General features: G+C 64.2%; 24 protein-coding genes. 19 read left to right on the forward strand and 5 right to left on the reverse strand.

The features are described from left to right. The first annotated feature begins 874 nt into the window (after positions 1-874). Positions 875-1,957, forward strand: coding sequence for a hypothetical protein (locus GDN70_RS09500; RefSeq protein ID WP_038970831.1), 1,083 nt, complete (start codon positions 875-877; stop codon positions 1,955-1,957). Positions 1,958-2,028: 71 nt separating this feature from the next. Here GDN70_RS09500 and GDN70_RS09505 read toward each other — a convergent pair whose 3' ends face one another. Next, on the reverse strand, positions 2,029-2,508 hold the full coding sequence (locus tag GDN70_RS09505) for a MarR family winged helix-turn-helix transcriptional regulator (RefSeq protein ID WP_028144358.1): 480 nt from the start codon (positions 2,506-2,508) through the stop codon (positions 2,029-2,031). A gap of 511 nt (positions 2,509-3,019) precedes the next feature. On the opposite strand from GDN70_RS09505, the gene GDN70_RS09510 reads away from it, so the two are divergent. Further along, entirely contained in the window at positions 3,020-4,591 is a 1,572-nt protein-coding gene (locus GDN70_RS09510) for a porin (RefSeq protein WP_095425962.1), read from the forward strand. 572 nt (positions 4,592-5,163) lie between these two features. On the opposite strand, the gene GDN70_RS09515 is transcribed toward GDN70_RS09510, so the two are convergent. The 4 genes from GDN70_RS09515 to GDN70_RS09530 form a co-directional block, all read right to left on the reverse strand. Next, complete coding sequence (locus tag GDN70_RS09515) at positions 5,164-5,799, reverse strand: MarR family winged helix-turn-helix transcriptional regulator (RefSeq protein ID WP_028145755.1); 636 nt, start codon at positions 5,797-5,799, stop codon at positions 5,164-5,166. Between the two features lie 856 nt (positions 5,800-6,655). Then, a complete protein-coding gene (fliI, locus tag GDN70_RS09520) occupies positions 6,656-7,981 on the reverse strand; it encodes a flagellar protein export ATPase FliI (RefSeq protein ID WP_028145754.1) in 1,326 nt (441 codons plus the stop codon). A gap of 42 nt (positions 7,982-8,023) precedes the next feature. Beyond that, the gene (gene flgF / locus GDN70_RS09525) at positions 8,024-8,752 is read right to left on the reverse strand and encodes a flagellar basal-body rod protein FlgF (RefSeq protein ID WP_028145753.1); all 729 of its coding nucleotides are present in this window, start codon (positions 8,750-8,752) and stop codon (positions 8,024-8,026) included. 3 nt (positions 8,753-8,755) lie between these two features. After that, positions 8,756-9,541 carry a DUF1217 domain-containing protein gene (locus GDN70_RS09530; protein WP_028145752.1) on the reverse strand — a complete coding sequence of 262 codons (786 nt, stop codon included), beginning with the start codon at positions 9,539-9,541 and terminating at the stop codon, positions 8,756-8,758. A gap of 143 nt (positions 9,542-9,684) precedes the next feature. On the opposite strand from GDN70_RS09530, the gene motA reads away from it, so the two are divergent. The 17 genes from motA to GDN70_RS09615 all read left to right on the forward strand — a co-directional run bounded on the left by motA (position 9,685) and on the right by GDN70_RS09615 (position 22,007). Next, a complete protein-coding gene (gene motA, locus GDN70_RS09535; RefSeq protein WP_028145751.1) occupies positions 9,685-10,581 on the forward strand; it encodes a flagellar motor stator protein MotA in 897 nt (298 codons plus the stop codon). After that, on the forward strand, positions 10,578-11,519 hold the full coding sequence (locus tag GDN70_RS09540; RefSeq protein WP_028145750.1) for a flagellar motor switch protein FliM: 942 nt from the start codon (positions 10,578-10,580) through the stop codon (positions 11,517-11,519). Before motA ends, GDN70_RS09540 begins: the two co-directional genes overlap by 4 nt. After that, the gene (locus GDN70_RS09545; RefSeq protein ID WP_028145749.1) at positions 11,500-11,814 is read left to right on the forward strand and encodes a hypothetical protein; all 315 of its coding nucleotides are present in this window, start codon (positions 11,500-11,502) and stop codon (positions 11,812-11,814) included. The genes GDN70_RS09540 and GDN70_RS09545 overlap by 20 nt, the downstream gene beginning before the upstream one ends. Positions 11,815-11,890: 76 nt before the next feature. Next, positions 11,891-12,280 (forward strand): flagellar motor switch protein FliN, encoded by a 390-nt coding sequence (gene fliN / locus GDN70_RS09550; protein WP_018318435.1) that lies wholly within the window; start codon positions 11,891-11,893, stop codon positions 12,278-12,280. Positions 12,281-12,282: 2 nt separating this feature from the next. Then, positions 12,283-13,323, forward strand: a complete 1,041-nt coding sequence (locus GDN70_RS09555; RefSeq protein ID WP_028145748.1) for a flagellar motor switch protein FliG — start codon at positions 12,283-12,285, stop codon at positions 13,321-13,323. Positions 13,324-13,336: 13 nt separating this feature from the next. Beyond that, a complete protein-coding gene (gene flhB, locus GDN70_RS09560; protein WP_038970828.1) occupies positions 13,337-14,422 on the forward strand; it encodes a flagellar biosynthesis protein FlhB in 1,086 nt (361 codons plus the stop codon). Between the two features lie 64 nt (positions 14,423-14,486). Continuing rightward, complete coding sequence (gene flgB / locus GDN70_RS09565; RefSeq protein ID WP_038950165.1) at positions 14,487-14,888, forward strand: flagellar basal body rod protein FlgB; 402 nt, start codon at positions 14,487-14,489, stop codon at positions 14,886-14,888. An 11-nt stretch (positions 14,889-14,899) separates the two neighbouring features. Then, positions 14,900-15,316, forward strand: a complete 417-nt coding sequence (gene flgC / locus GDN70_RS09570; RefSeq protein WP_028145745.1) for a flagellar basal body rod protein FlgC — start codon at positions 14,900-14,902, stop codon at positions 15,314-15,316. Positions 15,317-15,318: 2 nt separating this feature from the next. Further along, on the forward strand, positions 15,319-15,648 hold the full coding sequence (locus GDN70_RS09575) for a flagellar hook-basal body complex protein FliE (protein ID WP_028145744.1): 330 nt from the start codon (positions 15,319-15,321) through the stop codon (positions 15,646-15,648). A 17-nt stretch (positions 15,649-15,665) separates the two neighbouring features. Beyond that, positions 15,666-16,454: a flagellar basal-body rod protein FlgG gene (gene flgG / locus GDN70_RS09580; RefSeq protein WP_028145743.1), complete on the forward strand. Its 789-nt coding sequence runs from the start codon at positions 15,666-15,668 to the stop codon at positions 16,452-16,454. 13 nt (positions 16,455-16,467) lie between these two features. Continuing rightward, positions 16,468-16,944, forward strand: a complete 477-nt coding sequence (gene flgA / locus GDN70_RS09585) for a flagellar basal body P-ring formation chaperone FlgA (protein WP_038974583.1) — start codon at positions 16,468-16,470, stop codon at positions 16,942-16,944. Beyond that, positions 16,941-18,071: a flagellar basal body P-ring protein FlgI gene (gene flgI, locus GDN70_RS09590; protein WP_028145741.1), complete on the forward strand. Its 1,131-nt coding sequence runs from the start codon at positions 16,941-16,943 to the stop codon at positions 18,069-18,071. The genes flgA and flgI overlap by 4 nt, the downstream gene beginning before the upstream one ends. 67 nt (positions 18,072-18,138) lie before the next feature. Beyond that, positions 18,139-18,906, forward strand: a complete 768-nt coding sequence (locus GDN70_RS09595) for a MotE family protein (RefSeq protein WP_028145740.1) — start codon at positions 18,139-18,141, stop codon at positions 18,904-18,906. Then, the gene (gene flgH, locus GDN70_RS09600; RefSeq protein WP_028145739.1) at positions 18,907-19,614 is read left to right on the forward strand and encodes a flagellar basal body L-ring protein FlgH; all 708 of its coding nucleotides are present in this window, start codon (positions 18,907-18,909) and stop codon (positions 19,612-19,614) included. It begins immediately after the preceding gene. A 42-nt stretch (positions 19,615-19,656) separates the two neighbouring features. Then, the gene (locus GDN70_RS09605; protein WP_028145738.1) at positions 19,657-20,100 is read left to right on the forward strand and encodes a flagellar basal body-associated FliL family protein; all 444 of its coding nucleotides are present in this window, start codon (positions 19,657-19,659) and stop codon (positions 20,098-20,100) included. Beyond that, the gene (fliP, locus tag GDN70_RS09610) at positions 20,097-20,837 is read left to right on the forward strand and encodes a flagellar type III secretion system pore protein FliP (RefSeq protein ID WP_018318447.1); all 741 of its coding nucleotides are present in this window, start codon (positions 20,097-20,099) and stop codon (positions 20,835-20,837) included. Before GDN70_RS09605 ends, fliP begins: the two co-directional genes overlap by 4 nt. Positions 20,838-21,101: 264 nt before the next feature. Next, positions 21,102-22,007 carry a flagellin gene (locus tag GDN70_RS09615; RefSeq protein WP_028145737.1) on the forward strand — a complete coding sequence of 302 codons (906 nt, stop codon included), beginning with the start codon at positions 21,102-21,104 and terminating at the stop codon, positions 22,005-22,007. The last annotated feature ends 118 nt before the right edge of the window (positions 22,008-22,125 follow it).

Here is a 22,125-nt window from a genome sequence, read left to right on the forward strand (position 1 = left end):
TCCGTCCCTTTGACAATGTGTGTGATTTTTGAGCCCCGGCCGTCATCCGCGGGCGAGTTGGCGGCATGTAAAGCGAACTGCGCGGAGATGGCAACTGGGATAATGCATACAAGGCGCGCCAGGATCCCGGCGGCAGGGGTGTCGCGAAGAGCATTATCCGGCGATCTTTCCGCCCGCCGGCAAGGACCAGGCTTGCGCGGCGCTCATCCGCGACGAGCCCCAATTTGACCCCGACGGGTCCTCGCTGTCCCGCCACCTGCGGGTGTCAATCGGCTCACTCAACGCCATACGACTTTACCGAATCCAAGTAGGCCGGAGGATGTCTCGCTGGTCCGGCTCAGCGTGAGGTGCGATCGTACGTCGTCACATGTCGCGTGCCGATGATCGCCACGTTGGTTGGTCCCGCTGTTTTCTTCTTGTCACATTTGCCTTTCGGCATTGATGAAAGCGGCAATCCGCCGCATCCCTCACCATATCGTGCTTTCACAATGCCGGCCTACGCAGGCATGTATTTTACGTCGGCGAAGTGACGTCATTTCGGTTCGCCGATCGCAACAAGAAACGACAAGGCCCGCATCGCAAGTCTGTCGCAAGACTGGCGGAGTGCGCGGCAAACAACTGTGTTCAGCGATGGAGCTGGGACGTGACGATTGAGTTGGGGCGGCCTCGACCTTGTGCCCAAGCGGGTTGGTTGGGAATGGTGGCGAAAGACGTCGACGCGGCGGGCAGCATCGACAGGTGCAAGCGCGATGGACGCGATCAGGGGCGGCAGCGATCGCATCGAGCAGATGTGCTGGGTGCTGCGCAGAACGCGAAGCCGGCAGGTCTGGGCGCAAGTCCGGGCAAGCGTTGACGGCGCCGCTCGGGGGCTGACATGGAAGGTGATCATTGGCCGCACGGCTCGTGCGACGGCGCCGGGCAAAGCCTGGCGCGCTTGCGGGATCGCGCGTCCCAATTTTTCCAAAGCCTGTCCGTCGCGGAGCTTGGGCGTGAGACGCACCGGCATCTGTGGATTTCGGACTGGTTGAAGGTCGCGGACGACTACCGGGCCTTGGCCGAATCCGCGCACCAAAACCGTTCCGCCTGGGTTTCGCGGGAAGCGTGGCTGTGTTCGCTGACGGCCCTCGAAGTCGTCAGACGCTTGTCTTGTCCGGGAGATGTCGAAAGTGCCGGCCTCGCAGACGAGGTCGGCATCAGCCTGAGAGGCTTCGAGGCGGAGGCCGGTCTGGCGATCGAGCGCGTCAAGATCGATTGCTTCGACCAAGGGGCGCTGGCCGGCTTCTTTCTGCCGGCGCTCCATCGTGGAGCTTCCGCGCCGACGGTCATCTGTCTCAGTGATGAGGACATCACCCTGGGCTCGATGATGAGCAGGCTGTTGCCGGCCTCACTCTGCGGGACCATGTCGCTCCTGTTCGTTGATGCCGGCAATTCGACGGTGCATCGCTCCTTCAAGCCGGAGCACAGGCTTCAGTGCTGGTTGGACTATCTGGAGGCTCGCCCCGATGTCGATGCGCGGCGGATCGCAATCTATGGCGAAGGGGAGGGCGCTTCTCATGCCTCCCGCCTTGCCCTCTCGGATCGCAGAATAGCGGCCGCCGTGTGCGACGGCGGCCTTTTGACGCCGGTGATGCGCAGAGCATCGCTTCGCTGGATGACCGGCTTCGGGCAGGCCGTCCCTGACGGAGCCTCGACGGGTTCGCTGCCGCCGTCGCGTCGACTTCCGTGCCCGCTGCTCATGGTCGTCGGGAGCCGCTCCATGATATGGGAGCAGGACGCCCTGGATCTGCAAGCCGGCTATCGGCAGACCGGAGCAGATTGCTCGGTCGTCGTGCCCAACAATGTCAGGCACCCGCTCGGCGAGGTCGAGAATTTCATCGCTGTCGACGACTTCGTCTTCGAATGGCTGGGCAGCAAGCTCGGAACGGCCCGTCAGCTTGACCCCGTGACCTATCTCTAGCGCTTGGGGGTATCGTATTCGAGAGCGGTGTTTGCCGACATGCTTCGGTCGCCTCGAAGCCGAGGCGCGCGTCACGACACGTCGATAGCCAGCAATCGCGCCGCCAGCCGGGCGTTCCTGCCGATCGTTGCGAGCGCGGCATTCAGTTCAGCCAGGGTCTTCTCGTCGAGCTCGTTGAAGATGGTCGAATTCAAGGCGAGCTTTCTCTTGGACAGTTTTTCGATTTCCGTCGTGGCCTTCTCCGTCAGCGACATCAGAACGAAGCGGGCATCGTCCGGTGCCGGCCGCCGCGACAGGAAGCCGCTCTTTTCGAGGCTCTTGGTCTGGTTCGTCACGAAGGCCGGGTGGACCCGCAACTTGTTCGCGATGTCGATGCCGGCGACGCCGCGCCCGTCGTCCAGTTCGGTGATCGCCATCAAGATCAGCCACTGCGGCTCGGTAATGCCCAGCAGTCCGGCCCAGCAGGTATGGATGTCCTCCAGCTGGGAGTGAATTTCGACGACGTTCCAGATGAAGTCCGTAATCGCCCTGTCGAGTTTTTTCTCGATCATGTGGCTGCCCCCCGTTTCCCTCAATTCACTCTTTTAATGGGATATTGGGGAATCGTCTCGCATATCGCGCATAGACAATGGTGGCGGACACCGCGCGGTGGAAACGGTTGGACGGTTTAGTACTTGCAAAAAGCAATTAATTAAATTACGTCTCCTCACACTCAATCTTTGCTGCTCTTGACCCTGTCGATGGACAGCGATGTGAGACCTCCAAGAAAGCCCTCGGGATGCCCCCTGAGGGCTTTTTCGTTTTGGATTAAAGAGTTAGTTGCCGTGCCGACCGCCTCTGTTGCCATCGGGCAACATCTCTGACGGAAGTTACGATTCACTAAATCAATAAATTGAGGCCGTTGTTTTTATAAACTATACGTGAAGCTACGACGGAGGGGGGGCACCTCACTGTCGTTTCAGTCCGGACCTTCAGTGCGGACCTGAATTGAACGGAAATTAAGTGGGTCAAGCGGCGTCCTCCGAGGAGCCGAGCCCCCTGAACCGACCTGGAGGTTTACTAATGAAGTTGACGAAGACGCTCTTTCTCGGCTCGGCTGCCGGCCTGATGGCCGTCTCCGGGGCGTTCGCAGCCGATCTCCCCGTGAAGGCGAAGGCCGTCGAATACGTGAAGATCTGCTCGCTGTACGGCGCGGGCTTCTACTACATCCCGGGCACCGACACCTGCATCAAGCTGGGTGGTTATCTGCGCGCTGAAGTCGCGTTCAACACCAACAGCAACTACGGCATCTCGAACGGCTCTCCGGCCGGTGCGCACAACCGCCTCAGCAACTACTACCAGATGCGCGCTCGTCAGGATCTCAACATCGACACGCGCACCGCGACCGAATACGGCGTCGTCCGTACCTTCTTCGACGGCGTGTTCACCTGGACCACCGGTGGCTATCAGGGCTCCGGCTCCGCGACGGGCGGCACGGTCTATACCGGCAACCTCGGCCTCAACACCTCCGGCGCCACGCCGGCGCTCGTTGGTTCGTCGATCAACGGCACCGACGGCAACACCTCGGGCGGTTCGCTCGGCGTGTACTACGCCTTCATCCAGTTCGCTGGCTTCACCATGGGTAAGGCCGTGTCGCAGTTCGACGCGCCCTGGACCAACTATCCCGGCAACAACATCGACAGCCTCGTCGGCGGTTCCGGCACGGTCACTGGTGTCAACCAGTTCACCTACACCGCTGACTTCGGTCAGGGCGTGACGGCGTCGTTCTCGGCGGAAGACGCGACGGCTTACTACCAGGCCGGCAACGTCAACCTGACCGGTGCGACCGCAGGCAGCATGGTCGGCGGCACCTACGGCACCAACGCCATCGGCGGTTCGCGTTCGCCGAACCTCGTCGGTATGGTTCGTGTCGACCAGGCCTGGGGCATGTTCCAGGCGTCGGTCGCTGCGCATGACAACCACGTCGCCTACTACGGCGCGAATGAAGCCACCGGTCACCCCGACGACAAGTGGGGTTGGGCGGTTCAGCTCGCTCTGTCGATCAAGAACATCCCGACCGGCGCGGGTGACGTGATCAACATTTCGGGCGTCTACACCGACGGTGCGACCCGCTACAACTTCCAGAACCTGGCGGGCAGCAGCTACTCGATGTTCGGCAGCTCGGGCGTTGCCTACCAGAGCGTCGGCTTCGCCTATGCTCCGGACACCGTGTTCGTCACGGGCGGCCAGCAGGAAACCGTCAAGACCTGGGGCTTCCGCGGTGCCTACACCCACAACTGGGATCCCTACTGGAACACCGCGCTCTACGGCGCCTACGCTCAGGCGCAGTACGGCTCGGTCGCCAAGACCGCTCTCTGCGGCGCTGGCGGTGCAGGCGGCGTGTTCGGCGGTCTCGCCGGTGTGACGGGTTGTAACCCTGACTTCGCCGTCGGCCAGGTCGGTATCATCACCCGCTGGACCCCGGTCAAGAACCTGACGTTCTCGGGCGACCTGAACTGGACCCGCCTCGACCAGAAGTACTCGGGCACGGTCGGTTACGCCGGTGCCGGCACGACGGCCAAGCCGGCCGCCCTGTACGAGCTGAAGGATCAGGACAGCATCACCCTGCTGCTCCGCGCCCAGCGCAACTGGTAAGATCTTTCGAACCACGTGATGAACACCCGGCGGGAAACCGCCGGGTGTTTTTTTGTGCGCCCCGCGTGATGCCTGACGCCCCCGTTGCCCGGATCGAGCCGACGGGTCGCGCGAAGGCGCGGCCGATGGCGTAGTCCAGGGCATCTCTTACCGTACGGTCCCGGATTGCGCTCCTCCATGCGGGCCTACGGGATCTTGCTGTGTCGCGGCTCCCGTCAATCCGGCCGCTCGAAAAATATATCGTTTATCCGAAATTCGGTTTCGGCGCATGAGCGCCCTCGCGATGACGGTGGAGGGAGTGCTGGCCGCACTCCGCTCTCGTGCCCCGGACGCAACGCAGCGTCCCCTGGGCGATGCGAAGCATCGTCCAGCAGGACGGTGCGCTGCAGAGCCGGGGCCCATCTCTCCGTGCCATACCGGGGCGTCCCTGGGTCCCGGCTCTGCGCAGCAACGCTTCGCGTTGCAGCTTGTCCGGGACATCAGAGGACGGAGTGCGTCGTTCGAAGGCAGGCGCGGCTACGAAGCCATCTGCAGGCTGTGCCGCAACCACTCGCGCGGAAATTGCGTGCGCCTCAGCCCTGGCTTGCCATCCGCGCGCGGTCGAGATGCTCCTCGATCTTGGGGCGGTCGCGGGTGCGCTCGAAACTGGTGCACAGCAGTTCGGTCTCATCGAGCGAGACCGGAGCGCGATACAGCCGGCACATGAATTCGGCGCTCGCGCGACTTTTGGAGGTGCCCGGGCCGCGTTCGGCGAGAAACATGCAGTCGCGGCAGACGCTGGCATCGAGCCGCTGATGGGCCGCGTCGAGGTGATTGAGAACCTCGCGGAGCGAGTCGCGCAGCCTGACGCATTCGTCGTTGCCAAGCGAGGTGACCGCATTCACCACGTGATTGATCGGGTCGTGCTGGTTCAGGCATTTCTCGCCCTGGGCGGTGACGTGCAGGACGACAGAACGCTTGTCCTCTTGCGACGGCTTGCGCACCAGAAAGGATTTGCTCTCCAGCGTCTTCACGATCTGCGATGCAGTTGCTCTGGTGGCGCCGATGAAGCCGGCCAGCGCGGATGGCGTGCGCGAAAACCTGTTGGCGCGGCCGAGAAAGCGCAGCGCCATCCATTCGCGATCGCGCAATCCATGCTGATTGCCCTCGAAATACCAAGCCCTCGCCGCCTGAACCAGCAGCTCGACGGCTTCCCGTGCCAACGGCATGAATCTACCTCGTCCCCGGAACTTCGTCTGCGGCGCCCCGAAGCCGCCTTGCACCCTGGCCCGCGAAACCTTCGAAAGACATCGAACGGTTGCAGCTGTCCGGCGAACACGTCGTGTCGAGCTCTCGTTCGAAGGAACGAATCGCAGTGCGCCCGATCTGGACCGATGCGCGTCGCGTGCTTCGGAGTGACGAACTGCGTCGTTCGCATGCCAACAGCGTCGTCGCACGGGAGCCCGAGTTGCCGTCGCCAGCCGACGATGGATCGGAATAGTTCAACCGAAGCCCCTGAGTTCAAGTCACACGCAGACGTTTCTTATATTCCGTCGAAACGATGAATGAGCTTCTCAACAAAATCAAGTAGAGACGCTCGCGCAGCCCAGATGTCGTTGCAGGCGAATGTAACGTTCAAGACAATCTCGCTCATCGGGACACATGATGGTGAACGCAATACGCTGCCCGGCAAGCAACATGCACTCAATTCTGCGACGCCGTGATTGCACGGCATCCTGCTGACCGTGATCGACGCAAATTGATCGAAGCTTGTGCATGACGACGATGAGTTCGGCACGTCATCCACAACTTGTGGGTGGAGCCGGAGAATCGTCAAGGGAACTCGGAGGAATTACACGCGCCGGTTGTTGACCGTTATGCTCGCAGAATCGCCGGTGCGGTCCCTTCCGGCGCGGTCGTCCACTGCCCTCACCCGAGTGGTGACGGCGCTCAGGACGGAAAACCGGCGGCGGCCGTGCGGCGCATGCGCCGGCTCCGTGGCGGCATGCGCAATCTCCTGTCGAAAACAACGGGGAGGAGCAGGATAGCGGCGCATGTTGCCGGCGGTCGCGGCCTCTCGCGCTGCTATTCGCCCTTGAGCATGTCCCGCAGCTCGCGGAACGGATCGGCACTCGGCGGAGCCGAAGCATCCTGCCGCATCGCGCCGTAGATTCTCGGAACCATGTCGACCGCCTGGTCGAGGCCCGAATCACGTCCCGACTGATAGCCGCCCATCAGGCGAAGGTCGCGCGTGTCCTCGTATTTGGCGATCAAGGAGCGCAGCTTGCTGACCAATTCGCGCTCTTCGGGATCCCAGACGTTGTGGGCGAGGCGGGAGACCGAAGCCAGCACATCGACGGCCGGATAGCGCGCCTGGTCGGCGATGTGCCTGGAGAGCACGATGTGCCCATCGAGCGTGCTGCGGATGGTATCGGCGATCGGCTCGTTGTGGTCGTCGCCGTCGACCAGCACCGAGAAGATCCCGGTGATGGTGCCGGAACCTTCCTCGCCGGGTCCGGCGCGCTCCAGGAGGCGCGGCAGATCGGTGAAGACCGTCGGCGCGTAGCCGCGGGCGACCGCAGGCTCGCCGGCGGCGAGCGCGACCTCGCGGGCGGCGTGGGCGAAACGCGTGATCGAGTCGACCATGAGCAGCACCGATTCGCCCCGGTCGCGGAAATATTCCGCGACCGCCATGGCCGTCTTCGGCGCCAGCCGCCGCATCATCGGGCTTTCGTCGCCGGTCGACACGATGGTGACGGCGCGCTGGCGATCGTTGCCCAGCACATCCTCGATGAACTCGCGCACCTCGCGGCCGCGCTCGCCGACCAGGGCCAGCACGACGGTGTCGAAACCCTGGCTGCGGGCGAGCATCGCGAGCAGCGTCGATTTGCCGACACCGGAGCCGGCAAAGATGCCGACGCGCTGGCCGGCGCAGATCGGCGCGAACAGATCGATGACGCGTACGCCGGTGCGCAGCGGCTTGTGCACGCGCGCGCGCTTCATGGCCGAGGGCGCCTCAGCCTCCGCCGAGACCGCCTGTGGGCCCGGTGTGAGGGGCCCCAATCCGTCCAGCGGCGCGCCGAGAGCGTTGATGACGCGACCCTTCCAGCTCGGATCGGGCGCGAACGACAAGGGCGGCATCCGGTAGGCGACCGAGCCGAGGCCGCCGGCGAACTGCCGGTCGAACGGCTTGGCGATGATGCCCTCGCTGTCGATTCGCACCACCTCGCCAATCTGCGGCTTGCCGCCCGAATTGACGCCGATGAGCTCGCCGAGCCTGACGAAGCGCGACAGGCCGGAGACACGGAAATGCGTCGGCGCGATCTCGGAGATCGCGCCGCTGACGCTTGCCAGGGGAGTGCTCTGCTGAAGCTCCAGCAGCGCCCACTCGAGTTGCCGAAGAGCGTTCAAGGAAACCGTCCAACCTCAATCTCAATGCGCACGGGGCGCGGTCTACTTGCCGGGTTCGCCCAGCGTCCGGATGGCGTTCTGCAGCGAGCTCTCGGTGCCCTCGATCATCGAATTGGTGCCGTCGAAGGCACGCGAGGCTGCGATCAGCTTGGTCAATTCCATCATCGGGTTGGCGCCGGAGCCCTCGACATAGCCTTGCTTGAAGCCGTCGCGGGAGAAATCGGCGATGGCGCTCGCGGGCCGGTCCGGCGTCACGCCGGAATTGCCGTAGCGCTCGAGATTGGCGTCAGCGGGGATGTTGAACAGGCCGATGGTGCCGATCTCGTTGTTGTCCTGGGTGATCGCACCGCCGCGCGAGATCGAGATCGGTCCGCCGTTCGGGTCCAGCGTGATCTGCGCGCCGCCGGAATCGACGACGGGAAAGCCGCTCACGGTCTGAAGATCGCCGTTGGCGGCGATCTGGAGCCGGCCGTCGCGGGTATAGACCGTGCCGTTGGGACCTGCGAAGGCGATCCAGCCCTGGCCGACCACGGCGACGTCGAGAGGGTTGCCGCTCTCGGTGATGTTGCCTTGCTCGCGCGAGATGATGTTGTCGCCTGGCGAGGAGAAGGCGACCGGGTTCGCGCCCGCCTTGGACAGCACGGTCTCGAACTTCACCACGTCGGTGCGGAATGCCGCCGTGTTGACGTTGGCGACGTTGTTGGCGATCGTCTGGAGGCGCTTTTCGAGAGCGACCTGGGCCGACAATCCCACATAGAGGGCCGATTGCATGATCTACTTTCCGAACCGGAGGGACTGAAGTTTCGAGAGCATGTCGATATCCATGCTGGCCGAGCTGGCGCCGCCGATCAGGACCAGCGCGGGATTGGTCGAATTGTCGCTCTGGGCCTGGGTCGCATCCCACATCGCCGCAAAGCGCTGCACGAATTTGGTGACCTTGGCCGGGTCCTGGAAATCGGTGAGCTTGACCCTGTTTGTGATCATCTTGGCCTGGGCGTCGATGTCGGCCGCGCTGATCGTCGAGGGCAGGCCCAGCGCGGTCTGAACCACCTGCGTCAGCGCCTTGTCCGCCAGCACCTGGTAGGCGGTCGTGATCGTGGACGCCTTGCGGGTGAAATAGAGCGCGAGCCGCAGGCCCTCGTTCTGGTCGCCGGCCTTCTGCTCCATCGTCTGCGTGACATAATGGGTCGCCGTCCCGGTCGTGGCCTGGGTGGTCTTCGTCGCGTTGCTGCCGAGGGCGGCGAAATTGAAGGCGGTGGCGAATTCCCGGTAGCGGGTGTCGGTCAGCTTGTTGGCGAAGGTGTTCTTGTTGCCGACACCCTCCGTCAGCACCTTGCGCATGAACGCCTTGGCGTAGGTCATGTCGCTGAGGCCAAAGGCCTTCATCGCGTAGGAGTAGAGGCGATAGTCCTTCAGGAAGTCGTCGATCGTCTTCACGTTGCCGATATGGCTCAGGTAATAGTCGGTCTCGCGGCTGACATCCGGCTGCGTCGCGACCTGCGTCAGCGACTTGCCCATGTCCTTGGTCAGTCTGGTGTAGTCCGCGATGGTGGATAGCATGACACGCGCCCCTCTGGCCGCTGTTGCGACGCCGCCCCAAGCTGCCGCCGATTGCTTGCGCGGGGCTGGCGAGGCGGGAAGCCAGCTTCGCGCAAGGCTCGCCGACTAGATATTCCCGGTGGGATTGGCGATGGAGCGGCGCGTTGGGCAGTTTCGTGGGGATTTTCATCACGGTAGCGGCGCTGCTCGGCGGATTTGCCGCCATGGGCGGGCATCTGGCCGTGCTCATGCAGCCGTGGGAGTTCGTGATCATCATGGGGACCGCGGTCGGCACCTTCATCGTCGCCAATCCGTGGAAGACGGTGGTGGATACCGGGGTTGCCTGCATGCAGGCCATCACCGGCGCGGTGCCCGGCCAGCGCTACTACCTTGATCTGCTCGGCGCGCTCCACGCCCTGATGCGCGAGCTCAGGGGCAAGGGCCGCAACGAGGTCGAGGCCCATATCGACGATCCCGCGTCCTCCGAGATCTTCAAGGCGTTTCCGAGCGTGCTCGGGGATCCCTCGCTGCTCCAGTTCATCTGCGACTACGTCCGCCTCATCATCATGGGCAACGCGCGCACGCACGAGATCGAGGCGCTGATGGACGAGGAGATCCACACCATCGTGAAGAGCAAGCTGGCGCCCTATCATGCGCTGGTGACGGTGTCCGAGGCGCTGCCGGCGCTGGGCATCGTCGCCGCCGTGCTCGGCGTCATCAAGGCCATGGGCGCGCTCGACCAGTCGCCGAAGCTGCTCGGCGGCTTCATCGGTGCGGCCCTGGTCGGCACCTTCGCCGGCATCTTCCTGTCCTACGGCGTCCTTTCGCCCTTCGCGATCAAGATCAAGATGACGCGCGAGAAGAAGTGCCGGCCCTACATCATCGTCAAGCAGACGCTGCTGGCGTTCATGAACGGCGCCATGCCGCAGATCGCCGTCGAGCACGGCCGCAAGATGATCGCGAGCACCGAGCGGCCGTCGATCGACGTCGTCGAGAACGAGACGATCGCAGGTCCCAAGGCCGTCGTCACCGAGCCCGAACCCAAGGCCGCCCGCGCATGATGATGGAAGACGTCGAGGTCGATCAGCGCAAGCAGCTGCCGAACTACCTGCTGGACGCGGCCGGCATATCGATCGAACGTATGCCGATGCTCAATGTGATCTTCGATCGCATGGCGGCATCGTGTACCGACAGCCTGCAGCCGATGGCGGGAACGCCCTGCTATTTCTCGGTCAACGGCATCACCAACGATCCTCTCGGCGACATCATCAAGGACTACGAGGGCAACGCGGTCGCGGCGGTGCTCTATGCCGAGCAGTGGGACTCGCGCGTCATCATCATGCTGGACCGCGACTTCGTGTTTACGATGGTCGAGGCGATGTTCGGATCCGACGGCGCGGAACCGCCGCTCGATGTCGAACGCACTTTCTCGAACATCGAGATCCGCCTGGTCCAGGCGCTGTTCGAGCGGTTCGCCAAGGCGCTGCAGAGCGCCTTCGCCGGCACGTCGAACGTCACCTTCCGCGTCGAGCGGGTCGAGACGGCGATGGCCTCGCTGGCGATCGGGCGCGCCAGCAACATGTCGATCTGCGCGAACATGATGGTGCAGGCGCTCTACCGCGGCGGCCAGATGTTCCTGATCATTCCGCACTCCGCGCTCAACCCGCTGCGGCAGAAGCTCGCTCACGTCGTCGTCAGCGACGGCCGCGCGACCGATCCGCGCTGGCGCGAGCAGATGGAGAGCGAGGTCCACCGGACCGAAGTGACGCTGAGTGCGGTGCTCGACGAGAAGATGATCTCGCTCGAGGACGTCGTGAAATTCAAGGTGGGGCAGGTGCTGGAGCTGGAGGCCACGCCGCGCACGCTGGCGCGCCTCGAGAGCAACAACCAGGTGCTGTTCTGGTGTCAGATCGGCCAGCTCGATGGCTATTACGCCATGCAGGTGGCCGATCCCGTCGATCAGAAACGGGAGTTCGTCGATGATATCCTATCTCGTTGATGCCGTGCTGCTGATCGCGCTCGCCTTCACCAGCATGCGGGTGACCCGGATGCACCGCGAGCTGGCGCGGCTGCGCAGCTACCAGGGCGAATTCTCCACCATCGTCCACGAGACCGCGGGCGCCTTCGACACTGTCATCACCGCGGCGCATGATTCCACCGCCAATCTCGGACGGCTCGCCAACGTGCTGACCACCAAGATCGATCAGGCCCACGAGGCGATCGCAGCACTCGATGCGAGGAGCGGGCTCGCGCCGGCTGCGACTGCAGGCGGCACTGAGGTGAACAAGCACTGAAGCCGAAGCCGGCTGAACCAATACGAGCGGAACGCCAGGGCGCTCCGGGAGCGGAAATACCAAGAGGCGATACCAGATGGCGCAATCCTTCGACTATGACTCTGCCACGCGAGCACCTGCCGCCGACGAGGGGCATACCGACACGACTCCGCTGGAGCGGCTCGCGGAGATCGCCGCGCGCACGGCGGAGGAGAGCGGCAAGTTCGCCAATGTCGATGCGATCCTGCGCATTCCGGTCACCATGCAGGTGGTGCTGGGATCGGCGACCATTCCGGTGGCGAACCTGATGAAGCTCGGGCGTGGCGCGGTGGTTCCGCTCGATCATCGGGTCGGCGAGCCCGTCGACGTCGTCGTCAACGGCCGCATCGTCGCCCGCGGCGAGGTGGTCGTCGTCGAAGAGGACAATTCCCGCTTCGGTGTCTCGCTGACGGAGATCGTCGGGCCGCTGGGGCAGGGTGACAGCTGACCATGGCGGCACAGGTCGGCATCGCTCCCGTCAAGCAGCGAGGCGTTGCCACGCTGGGCGGTACGGAAAAGGTCGCGGCGCTGCTCCTGGCCATGGGCCGGCAGGCGGCCGCGAGCGTGCTCTCGCAGTTCGAGCCGCAGGAAATCCGCGTCGTCACCAAGGCCGCGGCCGAGCTGCGGCCGATCACGGCGCAGGAGCTCGAGGGGATCGTCGAGGAGTTCGCCCAGCAGTTCTCGATGGGCGCCAACATTCTCGGCACCATCGGTGGCCTGGAAGCCGTGCTTGGCGACGTGCTTCCGGCCGACCAGGTCTCGGCGATCATGACGGACCTGCTCGGCAATTCGAGCCGCTCGGTATGGGACCGCGTCTCGTCCGTGTCCGAAAACTCGCTTGCGAGCTACCTGTCCAAGGAGCATCCGCAGACCGCGGCGCTGATCCTGTCCAAGGTCAAGCCGGCCTGCGCCGCCAAGGTCATGAGCCAGCTGCCATCGAGCCTGCGCAACGAGCTGATGCGGCGCGTGCTCAGCCTCAAGCCGATCGCCGACGACGCCATGAGGGTGCTCGAGAAGACGCTGCACGAGGATCTGACGCTGAACTTCGCCCGCAATCTCGGCGCCGACACCTACGCCCGCGTCGCCGACATCATCAACAAGATGGAGCGCGGACATATCGAGGACATGCTGAAGAGCCTGTCGGAGAAGCGGCCGAAATCGGCCGAAGTGCTGAAGGAGCTGCTGTTCACCTTCGACGACGTCATCAACCTGGCGCCGAAGGCGCGCACCATGATCTTCGACCAGGTGCCGACCGATCGTATCGTCGTCGCGCTGAAGGGCACCGACAAGCATTTCCGCGAACTGATCCTGTCCGCGGTTGCCTCGCGCGTCCGCCGCGTCGTCGAGCATGAGCTCGCCATCGGCGAGCCGTCGAACCAGCGCGACGTGCTGGAGGCGCGTCGCGTCATCACCGACCTGGCGCTCGACCTCGCGGAGAAGGGCGAAATCGAGCTCAACCCCGATCAGGAGGATGAGCTGGTCTTCCGCTGACCGCTGAACGGGCATGGCAGAATCATCCGATCAGGAGAGCAAGACAGAAGAGCCGACCGAGAAGAAAGTCCGTGATGCGCTCGAACAGGGCAAGATCCCGGTCTCTCGGGAGGCCTCTATTTTCGCCTCGATGGCCGCGCTGATGGTCATTCAGGCGTTCCTGATCGGCCAGGGCGTGCAGCAATTGACGCCGACGTTGAAGAACCTCCTGGACGATCCCGAAGGCTTCCCGCTCTCGACCGGCGCGGACGCGCAGAACCTGCTCACCGTGGTCGGCCTCGAGGCGCTGCGCTTCCTGGTGCCGCTGGTCGTCACCCTCGGCGCGTTCGGGCTCGCCGCCTCGCTGCTGCAGAACGCGCCGCGCCTGGTGCTGGAGCGCATCAAGCCTGACCTGTCGCGGATCTCTCCGATCAGCGGCTGGAGCCGTCTGTTCGGAACGCAGGGACTGGTCGAGTTCGCCAAGTCGCTGTTCAAGCTGGCCGCGGTGACCTCCGTGGTCGCCTTCGTGCTGCGCGCGTCGGAGGCGAAGGCGTTCGAGGCGATGTACACCGATCCGGTTGCGCTGCCGGAGATGATTCTCAACATCGCGATGCGGATCGTCTCGGCGATCTGCATCGCAACCATCGTCCTGGTGGCGATCGATCTCGCCTGGGCGCGCTTCCACTGGCGGCGCCAGCTGCGCATGACCAAGCAGGAGATCAAGGACGAGCACAAGCAGGCGGAAGGCGATCCGCTGATCAAGGCGCGCCTGCGCTCGCTGGCGCGCGACCGCTCGCGGCAGCGGATGATCGCATCCGCATCGCGCGCGACGCTGGTGATCGCGAACCCGACGCACTTCGCGATCGCGTTGCGCTACAAGCGCGAGGAAAATCCGGCGCCGCTCGTGGTGGCCAAGGGCATGGACGTGATCGCGCTGAAGATCCGCGAGGTCGCCGAGCAGAACCGGATTCCAGTGATCGAGAACAAGGCGCTGGCGCGCGCACTCTACGAGGCGGTGCAGGTCGATCAGGTGATCCCGGCGGAATTCTTCCGCCCCGTCGCCGAGATCATCTACTTCCTCCAGTCGAAGCAGGCGTCGCGGACCGAGAAGGTCCAGTAGAATTCAGAGGACGACGTCCGGCCCAACAGCTTGACGAAAGCTTAACGCCCTAGGCTTCTCCCGAATGGACCAGAACGGGGCTGTCGTGGGACCGCTTTATCTCTTCGAACTCGCATCGTCGCAGGCGCGGTACCTCGAGCTCCGCCAGTCGACCATCGCCACCAACGTCGCCAACGCCAACACGCCCGGTTTCAAGGCGCGCGACGTCGAGCCCTTCAACAAGGTGCTCGACGGCATGCCGGTGAGGCTTGCCACGACGTCGCCGTCGCACATGCAGCTGGCCGCGGCCGAGACCGACACGCGGGCGACCGCGAAGAAGGACAGCTGGGAAGTGGTTCACTCCGGCAACTCCGTCAGTCTCGAACAGGAAATGATCAAGGGCAGCGACGTCAGTCGCGATTACTCGATGAATTCGGCAGTCGTGCGGTCGTTTCACCGCATGCTGCTGTCGAGCGCGAAGAGCTGAGGTGAATTGAGATGCTGGACTCACTTCAAGCGTCATTGACGGTCGCGAGCTCCGGGCTCGAAGCGCAGTCGACGCGTATGCGCATCGTCTCGGAGAATTTGGCGAACGCGACCTCGACGGGGCGTACCGCCGGCGCCGATCCCTATCAGCGCAAGACGATCACCTTCGATGCTGCGATGGATCGTGCCTCGGGCTCGCAGCTGGCGAAGGTCAAGGAGATCGGGGTCGACACCACGCCGTACCGCGTGGAGTACGACCCGGGACATCCCGCTGCCGACAAGGCCGGCTACGTCAAGCTGCCGAACGTCAACATGATGATCGAGATGGCCGACATGCGGGAAGTCAACCGGTCCTATGAAGCCAATCTCCAGGTCGTGAAACAGGTGAGGTCGATGCTCGGCATGACCATCGACCTCTTGAGGAGCTGACAATGCTTGAGGCAATTTCATCCACTGCGATTTCCGCCGGGCAAGCGGCGAGCCGTGCGACCGAGGCGCAGGCCATCGCGCCGGCGGCTCCGACCGCCATTCAGTCCACCGACGATGTCGGATTCGAATCGGTGATGAAGCAGGTGACGACCGACGCGATCGGGACGCTCAAGGCAGGCGAAGCGGCGTCGATCTCGGCGATGCAGGGCAAGGAATCCACGCGCAAGGTCGTGGAGGCGCTGATGTCGGCCGAGCAGGCCTTGCAGACGGCGGTCGCGGTTCGCGACAAGGTCGTGCAAGCCTACCAAGAAGTCGTCCGGATGTCGATTTGATCTAAGGGAATGAAGCTGTGAAATCGCTTGCCATTGCGGCCACGGGCATGAACGCCCAGCAGACCAATATCGAAGTCATCGCGAACAATATCGCCAACATCAATTCGACGTCGTACAAGCGTGCGCGCGCCGAGTTCACCGATCTGTTCTACCAGATGGACCGCATGCAGGGCGTCGCGAACGTCAACGGCTCCTCGCCGATTCCGGAAGGCGCCAATCTCGGTCTCGGCGTCAAGTCGGCGGCGATCCGCAAGCTGCACATTCAGGGCGCGCTGACGCAGACCGGCAACCCCTACGATATGGCGATCAACGGTCGCGGCTGGTTTCAGGTGCTCGGTCCGAACAACGAGGTGCAATACACCCGCGCGGGCTCGTTCAACACCAATGCCAACGGCCAACTCGTCACCATCGACGGCTATCTGCTGGACCCCGCGATCACGGTGCCGCAGGGAACGGTCGAGGTCACGGTCAACCAGACCGGCCAGGTCTTTGCCAAGCTGGATTCCGAGGTGAACCCGCGCCAGATCGGCCAGCTCAACCTCGCCAACTTCGCCAACGAGGCGGGCCTCGAGCCGCTGGGCAGCAATCTCTACAAGGAGACCACGGCGTCGGGCACGCCGGTCGTCGGCTTGCCGGGCGATTCCGGATACGGCAAGATCAATCAGAAGTGGCTCGAAGCTTCGAACGTCGATCCGGTCAAGGAGATCACCGAGTTGATCTCGGCGCAGCGCGCCTACGAAATGAATGCCAAGGTCATCCAGGCCTCGGACGAAATGGCCCAGACAGTATCGAAGGGCATGCGCTAGTTCCGGTGTCTCGATGTTGAACAGGGTGGGCCTGATCGTGCGCGGGTTGGCCGCCGTGCTGCTGGTTCTGGCTTCGGCGCGCCTCGCAATGGCCGAGGAGAAGCGCCTTCCCGTGCCGGCGGTTGCGATCCGCGCCGGCGAGCTGATCCGGGACGACATGATCACCGAGCGCGCCTTCGCGCCGAGCCTGCTCGGCGTTGCCATGTTCGTCGACGGGCGCCAAGTCCTGGTCGGCCGCATGGCGCGGCGCGCGCTGTTGCCGGGCCAGCCCATTCCAACCAACTCGGTGGAAGACCCCTGGACCGTCGCCCGCGGCGCCATGGTCAAGGTCGTGGTGGAAGACAGCGGCCTGTCCATCGTCACTTACGGCTCGGCGATGCAGTCGGGTGCGTCCGGCGCGCTCATCCCGGTGCGCAATACGGATACCGGGGTGATCATCAGGGGCGTGGTCCAGCCGGACGGCACCGTGAAGGTCGTGGACGGGTCATGACCAGAATCCTGCTTGCGCTCGTCCTGCTGCTTTCGGCCGCCAGCGCCCATGCCGCCGTCCGCATCAAAGACATCGCGGACATCAAGGGTCTGCGCGAAAACCAGATCGTCGGCTACGGCCTCGTCATCGGCCTGAACGGCACCGGCGACACGCTTCGCAACGCTCCGTTCACGGAGCAGTCCCTGCAATCGATGCTCGAGAACATGGGCATCAACGTCAGGAACGAGACCACGAGCACCAACAATCCGACCCGTCCGACGACGCTGCGCACGCGCAACGTCGCCGCCGTGATGGTGACTGCGGACCTGTCGCCCTCGATCGGGCCCGGCGAGCGCATGGACGTGACCGTGTCGTCGCTCGGCGATGCGACGTCGCTGCTCGGCGGTACGCTGGTCATGACATCGCTGCGCGCGGCGGACGGTGCCGTCTATGCAGTGGCGCAGGGCGCGATCACGGTGGCCGGCTACAGCGTCGGAGGCCAGGCGCAGAACGTCAGTCAGGGTACGCCGACGGCCGGGCGCATCCCGAACGGTGCGCTGGTCGAGCGCGAGGTGCAGGGAAGTCTCCACGAGATGGAGTTCCTGGTGCTGCAGCTGAAGAACCCCGACTTCGTCACCGCAACACGCATCCTGGACGCCATCAACCGCTACGCCGGCGGACGCTACCGCGCGCAGATCGCCTTCGAGCGCGACTACCGCACCATCGTGCTGTCGAAGCCGCGCCACATCGGCCCTGTCCGCTTCCTCGCCGAGATCGGCGAACTGACGGTCGAGCCTGATACGCCTGCACGGGTGGTGATCAACGAGCGCACAGGCACTGTCGTGATCGGGCGCGACGTGCGGATATCGACCGTTGCCGTGACGCACGGCAATCTGACCGTTCGTGTCACGGAGATGCCCGTGGTGTCGCAGCCGGCGCCGTTCTCGCGAGGGCAGACCGTGGTGGTCCCGCAGACCGTGGTCGAGGCCAACGAGGCCGGATCGCAGGTGGCGATCCTCAGCGGGGTCGATCTGCAGCGCCTGGTGCGCGGGCTGAACCAGATCGGCCTGAAGCCGTCGGGCATCATCGCGATCCTGCAGGCGATCAAGACGGCTGGTGCGCTCCAGGCCGATGTCATCGTCCAATGAGGCGCAAGCGTCGTGCAAGCTTGGTCGCTCAATGCTCGTGTCTCGACCGAGAATCGCACGCGGCCCGATGCTGAAGCTGGATCACAAAGCCAAACTCCTCCTGCTGGTCGCGGCCTCAGTGTTCGCGGGCGCGTCGCCCGTGCTGGCCCTGGACGAGGCCAAGCCGACGAAGCCGCTCAATCTGCTCTCCTTCGCGCGCGCCCGCGCCCCCGGCCCGCAGAAGCCGCAGCCGGTCACGGCGGTGCCAGGCGACAATGCGTCGATCCGGGCGACGGCCTGGGCGGCCGAAGACCAGGGACCTGCGACCACTGGCGCGGTTCCCGCTTCCGAGGCGCCAGCGGCCGCACCTGCCGTTGCACCGGCACGTCCGGCCAAGCCCGGCAGCGTCACGGCACCGCCGAAACCTGCGCCGCCACAGGCCGCGGTATCCGCGGACAACGAAGTCGCCCTGTTCTGCAGCAACGTCGCCGATCCCGCCGTCGATGCAAGGCTGGCCTGGCAGCTCAAGGAGCTGGAGAAGGCCGAGAGCCTGCTCCGCGAGCGGATCGCCGAGGTCGAGGCCAAGCGGGTCGAATACGAGAAGTGGATGGCGCTACGCGACGACTTCCTGAAGAAGGCCGAAGCCAGCGTCGTCGAGATCTATTCGCGCATGAAGCCCGAAGCTGCGGCGACCCAGATTGCCGGCATGGCGGACGAGACCGCCGCCGCCGTGCTCGCCAAGCTCAGCCCGAGGAACTCGAGCGCGATCTTCAACGAGATGGATACGGCACGCGCGGCGCACCTGGCCGACCTGCTTGGCGGAATGCGTCGCGTGGATGACGGAAAGACCAAATAGATGAAGAAGCCGATCCTCATCCTCTCGCTCATGCTGGCGTCCGTGCCCTTGGCCGGATGCTTCCATGATCCGTCCGAGGTCCTGACCGGCCCGCAAATGTCGCCGGTCGGCAGCGGCCTCCGGACCCAGGCCGATCCGATTCCGGTGACGCCGCGCATGCGCACGCCGGTCAGCTATCGCTCGACCTGGGACGACGGCACCGATCTCTACCGCGATCCCCGCGCCCGGCGCACCGGCGACGTCGTGACGGTGATCATCTCGATGCAGGACAAGGCCAAGCTCGACAACAAGACCGGCCGCTCGCGCGACTCGCAGGTCAAGTTCGGCCTCGATTGGCTGATGGACGTCGCAGGGTGGAGCGACAAGGGATCGACCAACGCCAATCTCAGCACCAACACGCAGATCAAGGGCAACGGCCAGATCGATCGCACCGAGGATATCAAGCTCTCGATCGCGGCCATCGTCACCGACGTGTTGCCGAACGGCAATATGATGATCAGCGGCTCGCAGGAGTTTCGCGTCAATACGGAGATGCGCGTGCTCAACGTCGGCGGCATCGTGCGGCCGCGCGACATCTCGCGCACCAACACGATCTCCTACGAGAAGATCGCCGAGGCCCGCGTGTCCTATGGCGGTCGCGGGAATCTGTCCGACGTGCAGCAGCCTGGATGGGGACATCGGATCTATGACGCCGTGGCACCATTCTGAAGTCCGCGCCGGTCTGGCCGCGTCGCGAGGGCAGGGGACGTGATGCGCCTGATTGCGGCCATCGTGGCGCTGACCCTTGTCGCGATCGGTGCGGGCGCGCTGGCCGGGCTGCATCTGTTCGCGGCCGCCGAGCGTGTCGCCGACGCGAAGAAGACCGCCACGCCGCCGCCGCTTGCCTCGAGCTACGCCGGCAGCGCGCGGCTCAGGAAGTTGTCCCCGATCGTGACCAATCTCGCCGCGCCGGCCAACAACTGGGCCCGCATCGAAGCCTCCATGGTGACCGAGAGCATGAGCGACGAGGATGCCGGCATCCTGGCCGCCCACATCAGCGAGGACATCGTCACCTATCTGCGGTCGGCGACGGTGACGCAATTCGAGGGATCGCGCGGGCTTCAGCATCTGCGCGACGACCTGACCGAGCGCGCCAGTATCCGTTCGTCGGGCAAGGTGCGCGAATTGATCATTGAGACCCTGGTGATTCAGTGAGAGTGAAAATCCTGCTGCTCGCGTTGGTTCTGGTCGTGCTGCCCGAAGTGGCGCTCGCCCAGATACCGGACCTCAACTCGCTGCTGCCACCCGGAAACGGCTCGACCAGCGGCCGGATCATCCAGCTGATGGCGCTGATCACGGTGCTGTCGGTGGCGCCGGGACTGCTCATCATGGTGACGAGCTTCACGCGATTTGCGGTGGCGCTGTCGTTCCTGCGCGCCGGGCTCGGCCTGCAGACCACGCCGGCCAACCTGGTGCTGATCAGCCTCGCGCTGTTCATGACCTTCTACGTGATGGCGCCGACCTTCGATCGCGCCTGGGAGACCGGCGTCCAGCCGCTGATGAAGAACGAAATCTCGGAAGAGCAGGCCTATCTGAAGATCACCGATCCGTTCCGCGAGTTCATGCTGGCCCATGTCCGCGACAAGGATCTGCAGACCTTCGAGTCGCTCGCCGCCGAGAGCTTTCGCAAGAAGTTCGACGACAAGCGCGTCGATTTGCGCGTCATCATTCCGGCCTTCATGATCTCCGAGCTGAGGCGTTCGTTCGAGATCGGATTTCTCATCATCCTGCCGTTCCTCGTCATCGACATGATCGTGGCGACGCTGACGATGTCGATGGGCATGATGATGATGCCGCCGACGATCCTGGCGCTGCCGTTCAAGATGCTGTTCTTCGTGCTGATCGACGGCTGGAATCTGCTCGCCTCCGGACTGGTGCGCTCGTTCTCGTAACCGCCGCGATCGCCTGGCGCCCCGTCATGGTTAGCGAAAAGTACCGCGCTATGGTTAGCGTTGGGTAATATTAACCATCTGATATTGCTGAAGAATTCAAGCCGATCTTAATCCGCCGGCAAGATTCGACGTGTTAGCAAGGCGTCACGGCGGGTTGGACCTCACCCACATCAGTCCAAAGGCATGATGCCGCCCCTCCGTACCGGTGCAAGTCCGGTATGTCCCCTGATGAAAATGTAACGCGTACATAAAGGGACATTCTCAATGTCAAGCCTGCTCACGAACTCGTCCGCCATGACCGCGCTCCAGACCTTGCGGTCTGTCAGCTCGCAACTCTCCACCACGCAGAGCCGGATCTCCACCGGCCAGCGCGTGGCTACCGCCGCGGACAACGCCGCCTACTGGTCGATCGCGACCTCGATGCGCGCCGACAACGCCGCGCTCTCCGCCGTCTCCGACTCGCTCGGTCTGTCGGCCGCGACCGTCGACACCGAGTACACCGCTCTGAACAAGGTCCTCGGCGACAGCAACTCCGGCCTGACCAAGCTGCAGTCGCTGCTGGTCGAAGCCAAGACCGCCGGTATCGATCGCAGCAAGATCCAGTCGGAAATCACCCAGATTCAGCAGGACATGAAGAACGTCGCCAGCGCGGCGACCTTCAACGGCGTCAACTGGCTGAGCACCAACGCCTCCACGCCGACGACCGTCAATCTCGTGTCGTCGTTCTCGCGTGTCGGCTCCACGCCGACCACCAGCTCGATCACGGTGACCGTCGCCAACTACTCGCTCTACACCTCGAGCACGGGCGGCATCCTCGACACGGTGAGCGGCAGCGCGTCGGTCGACAGCCTCAACATCGGTGCGCTGACCGACTCGGCTGCTGACCAGACCATTCTCGATGGTTACATCGCGAAGGTCACCGCAGCGATCGGCACGGTGTCTTCGGGCGCCGCCAACCTCGGCGCCATCAAGAACCGTATCTCGAACAACTCGGAGTTCGTGAAGTCGCTGATGGACTCGGTGGATCGCGGTATCGGCCAGCTCGTCGACGCCGACATGAACCAGGAGTCCACCCGCCTGGCGGCCCTCCAGGTCCAGCAGCAGCTCGGCGTTCAGGCGCTCTCGATCGCCAACAACAACAGTCAGAGCATCCTGTCGCTGTTCCGCTAAGCCTTCGACGATCTCGGGAGGGCCGCGCTTCTTGCGAAGCGCGGCCCTTTCGTTTGCCTGACGCGCGCACCGCGATTTCGGCTGCCCTGTTGCAGCGGGGGCACAGCGCCACAAGCCC

This window comes from Bradyrhizobium sp. TM102 (assembly GCF_009176685.1).
GTDB classification, from domain to species: domain Bacteria; phylum Pseudomonadota; class Alphaproteobacteria; order Rhizobiales; family Xanthobacteraceae; genus Bradyrhizobium; species Bradyrhizobium ottawaense.

Bases quoted from the DNA above. Each gene is read 5' to 3' on its own strand.
- GDN70_RS09595 (WP_028145740.1), top strand. From the start codon at position 18,139: ATGCTGAAGCTGGATCACAAAGCCAAACTCCTCCTGCTGGTCGCGGCC.
- flhB (WP_038970828.1), top strand. From the start codon at position 13,337: ATGGCAGAATCATCCGATCAGGAGAGCAAGACAGAAGAGCCGACCGAG.
- flgA (WP_038974583.1), top strand. From the start codon at position 16,468: ATGTTGAACAGGGTGGGCCTGATCGTGCGCGGGTTGGCCGCCGTGCTG.
- GDN70_RS09500 (WP_038970831.1), top strand. From the start codon at position 875: ATGGAAGGTGATCATTGGCCGCACGGCTCGTGCGACGGCGCCGGGCAA.
- GDN70_RS09555 (WP_028145748.1), top strand. From the start codon at position 12,283: ATGGCGGCACAGGTCGGCATCGCTCCCGTCAAGCAGCGAGGCGTTGCC.
- flgB (WP_038950165.1), top strand. From the start codon at position 14,487: ATGGACCAGAACGGGGCTGTCGTGGGACCGCTTTATCTCTTCGAACTC.
- GDN70_RS09605 (WP_028145738.1), top strand. From the start codon at position 19,657: ATGCGCCTGATTGCGGCCATCGTGGCGCTGACCCTTGTCGCGATCGGT.
- flgF (WP_028145753.1), bottom strand. From the start codon at position 8,752: ATGCAATCGGCCCTCTATGTGGGATTGTCGGCCCAGGTCGCTCTCGAA.
- fliN (WP_018318435.1), top strand. From the start codon at position 11,891: ATGGCGCAATCCTTCGACTATGACTCTGCCACGCGAGCACCTGCCGCC.
- flgC (WP_028145745.1), top strand. From the start codon at position 14,900: ATGCTGGACTCACTTCAAGCGTCATTGACGGTCGCGAGCTCCGGGCTC.
- GDN70_RS09530 (WP_028145752.1), bottom strand. From the start codon at position 9,541: ATGCTATCCACCATCGCGGACTACACCAGACTGACCAAGGACATGGGC.
- GDN70_RS09505 (WP_028144358.1), bottom strand. From the start codon at position 2,508: ATGATCGAGAAAAAACTCGACAGGGCGATTACGGACTTCATCTGGAAC.
- GDN70_RS09615 (WP_028145737.1), top strand. From the start codon at position 21,102: ATGTCAAGCCTGCTCACGAACTCGTCCGCCATGACCGCGCTCCAGACC.
- GDN70_RS09540 (WP_028145750.1), top strand. From the start codon at position 10,578: ATGATGATGGAAGACGTCGAGGTCGATCAGCGCAAGCAGCTGCCGAAC.
- GDN70_RS09515 (WP_028145755.1), bottom strand. From the start codon at position 5,799: ATGCCGTTGGCACGGGAAGCCGTCGAGCTGCTGGTTCAGGCGGCGAGG.
- GDN70_RS09545 (WP_028145749.1), top strand. From the start codon at position 11,500: ATGATATCCTATCTCGTTGATGCCGTGCTGCTGATCGCGCTCGCCTTC.
- flgI (WP_028145741.1), top strand. From the start codon at position 16,941: ATGACCAGAATCCTGCTTGCGCTCGTCCTGCTGCTTTCGGCCGCCAGC.
- GDN70_RS09575 (WP_028145744.1), top strand. From the start codon at position 15,319: ATGCTTGAGGCAATTTCATCCACTGCGATTTCCGCCGGGCAAGCGGCG.
- GDN70_RS09510 (WP_095425962.1), top strand. From the start codon at position 3,020: ATGAAGTTGACGAAGACGCTCTTTCTCGGCTCGGCTGCCGGCCTGATG.
- flgH (WP_028145739.1), top strand. From the start codon at position 18,907: ATGAAGAAGCCGATCCTCATCCTCTCGCTCATGCTGGCGTCCGTGCCC.